General features: G+C 62.2%; 5 protein-coding genes. 1 reads left to right on the top strand and 4 read right to left on the bottom strand.

From position 1 onward, the window contains the following. Window positions 1-219: hypothetical protein (locus ACMO6A_RS05610; RefSeq protein ID WP_418470887.1), on the top strand; the 219-nt coding region annotated here is incomplete at its 5' end. Window positions 220-243: 24 nt separating this feature from the next. Here the strand turns inward: ACMO6A_RS05610 and ACMO6A_RS05605 are convergent. From ACMO6A_RS05605 to ACMO6A_RS05590, 4 genes are read right to left on the bottom strand one after another with little or no spacing between them, the layout of a single operon-like run. Then, a complete protein-coding gene (locus tag ACMO6A_RS05605; RefSeq protein WP_009609354.1) occupies window positions 244-897 on the bottom strand; it encodes a CpsB/CapC family capsule biosynthesis tyrosine phosphatase in 654 nt (217 codons plus the stop codon). Then, window positions 897-1,733 carry a CpsD/CapB family tyrosine-protein kinase gene (locus ACMO6A_RS05600; protein ID WP_114516547.1) on the bottom strand — a complete coding sequence of 279 codons (837 nt, stop codon included), beginning with the start codon at window positions 1,731-1,733 and terminating at the stop codon, window positions 897-899. The genes ACMO6A_RS05605 and ACMO6A_RS05600 overlap by 1 nt, the downstream gene beginning before the upstream one ends. A gap of 13 nt (window positions 1,734-1,746) precedes the next feature. After that, window positions 1,747-2,406, bottom strand: coding sequence for a YveK family protein (locus ACMO6A_RS05595; RefSeq protein ID WP_009306552.1), 660 nt, complete (start codon window positions 2,404-2,406; stop codon window positions 1,747-1,749). Window positions 2,407-2,447: 41 nt separating this feature from the next. Further along, a complete protein-coding gene (locus ACMO6A_RS05590) occupies window positions 2,448-3,668 on the bottom strand; it encodes an LCP family protein (protein ID WP_009609431.1) in 1,221 nt (406 codons plus the stop codon). Window positions 3,669-3,821: the final 153 nt, after the last annotated feature.

Genomic DNA, 3,821 nt, shown 5'->3' with positions numbered 1-3,821 from the left:
CAAGACGAAATAAAGATACGGCTTCGCCCTAGCCATTCAGGCCAAAACGCAACAACGATATGCATCCTCTTGATCGATCCGGAACGCGTACCCAGCGACGATCCCGCTTTCCTCAAGATATGTATGCTGCCGTGTTTTTCACACATCGCCCTGTCGTATCCAGAGCTTGCAGCGGTGCAGTTTCCTGCCGTTAGATCACAGGTCGAACCTGTGGCCTAACGGCAGGAAGCCGTCAAACCGAACCTACAGACGCGCATGCGCTCCTCGCGTTCGGTACGTCCGCTTCGCTTCGGCGAAGTAGCCGTAGTGCTCCACCCGATGCGCATCGCTTGCGATGTACGCGTACAGGTTCTCGTCGAACAGGCGCTTGGCGGGCTTGCGCTCGGCTCCCATGCGACCGCCGGCAATGAAATCGGCCGACGCTTGCAGCTTGCAACCCATCTTCACCAGACCGCGCGCCACCTCGACATCCTCCTGGATGGCGCGATAGCGCTCGGGATGAGCGATGATCACTTGGTAGCCCATCCCCTGCAGTTCGAAGATGGTCCGTTCGTATATCTCGAAGTCGGGCTTGCCCGCCCTCGTAGACAGCTCCAATAAAAACTCGTTCGTGCCGTCGAAGTGCAGATGCTCGGCCCATTCCATGCCCAATTGCATAAGCTTGGAATGGTTCACCTCGAAGCCCATCGTCAGCGGGAACCCGTCAGCGTGCGCCACGAGCAACTCGTAAGCATCCCACATCGCGTCGTAGTCGAAGTAGGGATCGCGCACATGCGGGGTACACACGATAGACGTGATTCCCGCAGCCTTGGCGGCCTCCAGCATGGCCAGAGACTCGTCCAGGTTGCGCGCACCGTCGTCGACGCCGGGAAGGATATGGCAATGCAAATCCCTCATCAGGCCCTACGCCCTCTTCCTGCCACGGGATCCTTAGCGAATCCGCCGCGACCGCCTGCAGGAACGGGGCTGCCCTGCGCACCGCGGGGCGCACGGCGCCCGGCCGTGGGAACCGGCGTGCGCGTCTCGGCCTGCAGCGCGGAAACGTCGCCGTCATCCTTCACGCGGCTGCCGTCCTTGGTGTAGTACGCGTAATAGTATTCGGAACCGGTGCCTTCGCAGAACGTGGCGCAGATGCCGAGGATGTTGGCATCGGCCTTCTTCAGCTGCTCGCACGCGTCCACCAGCTCGGAACGCTTCGTCGAGCCGGGCTTGACCACCAACACCGTGCCGTCCACCAACGTGGACAGGATGGCGGCATCGACGAAGGTGCCGACCGGCGGCATGTCGTAAATCACATAATCGTAGCTGTCCTCCAGCGTGGCAACCAGCTTCTGGTACCGCTTGGACGAGATGATGTCGGCCGGGTTGGGTATGTTCGGCTCGACGTCGAGGAAGAACAGGTTGGGAGTCTGCGTCGGCGTGACGGCCGTCTTGAGCGGTGCCGCATCGGTGAGGACGGCGTACACGCCCGCCGCAGGACGCACGTTCAGCAGGCTGGCAAGCGTGCGACGGCGCATATCGGCCTCCACGAGCAGCACCGTCTTGCCCGACGTGGCGATAGCGCGAGCCAGCTCCACGGAGCACGTGGACTTGCCCTCGTTCGGCACCGAACTCGTCATGACGATGGAGCGGATGGGGTTGTCGGGCGACATGAAGCGGATGTTCGCAAAAAGCGTCTTCGCCGCGTTCTGCACCTCGAGCATGTTGGACGCCTGCTTCTTTTTCTTAGCCATGGCCTATACCCTCCTAACCCTTGATCGTGGGGATACGGCCGATGACCGGAATGCCCAGCAGTTCTTCAGCTTCTTCAGGGTTGCGCACCCGCGTGTTCAACATATCCAGCACCACCACGATGGCCACTGCCAGGAAGATGCCCGCGAGGAACGCGACCGCCGTGTACATGGCGCGCGGCGGGCCCGAGGGATCCGTGGGAACCTCGGCCGCGTCGACCACGTTGACGCTCTCGACGCCCATGACGCTTTGCGCGGTGGTGGACAGAACGGTGGATATCTCATTGGCGACGATGGCAGCCGCATCGGGCTTGCCCGCCGTCACCGAGATGCTGATGACGCGCGTGGTGGTGCCCGCTTCGACGGAAATCTTGTATCCGCTGAGCGAAGACATGCCAAGAGCCTCGGCCGTGCGCTTCTGCACGGTCTCCGACTTCGCCAAAGTCGCTATGTCGTTCGCCATGAGCTGGCTGGCGGTGAGGTCGTTGTACGCGGTGGTGCTCGAAGAGCTCGCGTCGTCCTTCGCAGTCAGCACGTACACGGACACCGTGGCCGTGTACTGGTTCTGCATGAGGCCCCAGCTGAAGCCTGCCGTCGCGATCGCGAGCACGACGGGCAGCACCACCACCAGGGCCAGGTGCTTGCGCAGCAGTTTGAATAGTTCGAGCAGTGTCATTCGTTCGTCTTTCTCTTCAGCGTCGTACGTACGCTGCTTGCTTACTTGCCGTTAACGGTGGTCTCGGCAGCTTCGGGATTCTCGCCGGCGTCGACCGCCTTCATCAGTGTAGCCCAACCCTCGGGATCCTCGTAGCACAGCCACAGGCCGCCGTATTCCTCCATGAAGTCGCCCTTGTACGGACCGGTGCACGTGTAGATGGTGGGGTTGCCCGCCTGTGCGAAATCGGTCGCAAGCGAGATCATCGTCTGCAAGTCGATGCTCGTAGACACGCACTGGGAGAGGTTTTGGATCAGGCCGGGGATCTCGACCGGAGGAGCTTGCAGCACGTTCTTCATGAGCGCCATGGCCATCGCGCGCACGTTCGACTGGCGGATGGCCTCCTGGTCGTCGCCATAGGCGGTGCGCATGCGGGCAAGCGCCACGCACTGCTCGCCGTTGAGCAGCTGGTTGCCGGCCTCGATATGGACGGGCGCCTGATCCTGCGTGTACACCTGGTAGTCGATGGTGTAGGGCACGTCCACGTAGATGCCGCCGATCGAATCCACGAACTCGGCCAACCCGGCGAACTCGATTTCCACGTAGTCGGAGATCTTCACACCGGTGAGGTCCTGCACCGCTGTAACGGCGCCAGCCGCCCCGTTCACGGCGAACATCTGGTTGATCTTCTCGACCTTGCCGTTGTACTCGTACGGCGTGTCGCGCGGAACCGACACCATGGTGATGACGTGGCCCACCGGATCGATGCGCACGAGCACGAGGGCGTCGGAGCGCTCCCCGTACGTCTCCCAGTTGTCCGAGCCCACCAGCAGCACGTAGAACGGCTCCATCTGGGAATCGGAGGGGGCGAGAACGCTGCTCAACTCGCTTTGCTCCTGAGCGTCGAGCGCCATGTTGCTGGCGAGGCTGCTCGTGTACCAAGCGCCGTACGCGGCGACGCCGCCCACGAGCACCACGACGACGGCGAGCGCGATAAGCGCCGCCCGCTTCAGCTTGGTGTGCTTCTTGCGCTTCTTGCGCACGCGCACGATCTCGTCAGCTTGCGAAGCGTAGCCGTAGTTCGCCGGTCGCTGGTTTGGATACGGCGTCTGCCCCGTCGGGCGCGAAGCGTACCCACCGCCCTGCGGATAAGGCCGGCTGCCATGGGGAGCCTGACCGAAACCGTCCGCGGGAGGTTGCCCATAGGCGTGAGAACCTCCGCGCGAAGCGGAGGCACCATGGCGACCCGAAGCCGTCTGTCTGTTGTTGTCGTCGAATCCCATAGGGAAAATGCGTTTCCTAACCGTCCGTCTCGCTCGTCGCGAATCTCTTCAACACTCAATTGAGCCGGAGCGCTCGTCTGTTCCGTCCTCATGATAATAGCACGGTTTCAGTTTAGCAACAGAAAAATCGGTCTTCGGTGAAGCCCCCCCCCC

Origin of the sequence: Eggerthella sp. (assembly GCF_048329335.1) — a bacterium.
Classification (GTDB): domain Bacteria; phylum Actinomycetota; class Coriobacteriia; order Coriobacteriales; family Eggerthellaceae; genus Eggerthella; species Eggerthella lenta.
Note: the sequence above shows the minus strand (reverse complement) of the source record. Positions and strands in the feature narration are given on the sequence as shown.

What these genes read in the sequence shown, in the direction of transcription:
- ACMO6A_RS05605 (WP_009609354.1), bottom strand. Translation starts at nt 897, where the DNA reads ATGAGGGATTTGCATTGCCATATCCTTCCCGGCGTCGACGACGGTGCG.
- ACMO6A_RS05600 (WP_114516547.1), bottom strand. Translation starts at nt 1,733, where the DNA reads ATGGCTAAGAAAAAGAAGCAGGCGTCCAACATGCTCGAGGTGCAGAAC.
- ACMO6A_RS05595 (WP_009306552.1), bottom strand. Translation starts at nt 2,406, where the DNA reads ATGACACTGCTCGAACTATTCAAACTGCTGCGCAAGCACCTGGCCCTG.
- ACMO6A_RS05590 (WP_009609431.1), bottom strand. Translation starts at nt 3,668, where the DNA reads ATGGGATTCGACGACAACAACAGACAGACGGCTTCGGGTCGCCATGGT.